The 524-nt window shown below is 68.9% G+C and carries 1 protein-coding gene; it reads right to left on the reverse strand.

Features of this window, described 5'->3' with window-relative positions:
• On the reverse strand, positions 1-524 hold a 524-nt coding region (locus tag NAV33_RS21405; RefSeq protein WP_255983770.1), incomplete at both ends, for an MFS transporter.

Consider the following 524-nt stretch of genomic DNA (forward strand, 5'->3'; position numbering starts at 1 on the left):
CCGACGAGGCGGTAGCCAGCGATCGGCGATCCAGCCCCAGAACAACCGCCCCACCATCCCGGCACCCTGGGTGATGGCCAGCACCAGCCCGGCGGTGGTCAGCGGCAAGCCGTATTCGTGGGTCAGGTAGGTGACCAGATAGGTAGTCAGGCACAGCTGCATGGCACCGAAGCAGAACGAGCACAGGGCCAGGTCACGGATCGGCCGGTGCTGAAACACCCGCACCAGCGGCCGAAACGGATCGCGTGGACCGGCGTGGCCCGGCTGGCGGTCGTTGTCCAGAGCGGCACGGAATGGTTGAGCGGCCAGCACCATCGTGGCACATGCCAGCGCCACCGCGATCGCGGCGCCCTGCCAGCTCACCGTGGCGACCAGACTCGGCACCAGCGCCCCGGCGAGCACGCCGCCCAGCGGCACGCCGGTCTGCTTCAGCGAAAACATGAAACCCATCAGATGCGGCGGCGTGGTACGCGCCAGGATGTGCGAGCTGGCCGGTGTCACCGGCCCGTAGCCGGCGCCGATAA

The organism is Stutzerimonas stutzeri, assembly GCF_024448715.1.
GTDB lineage: Bacteria > Pseudomonadota > Gammaproteobacteria > Pseudomonadales > Pseudomonadaceae > Stutzerimonas > Stutzerimonas stutzeri_AR.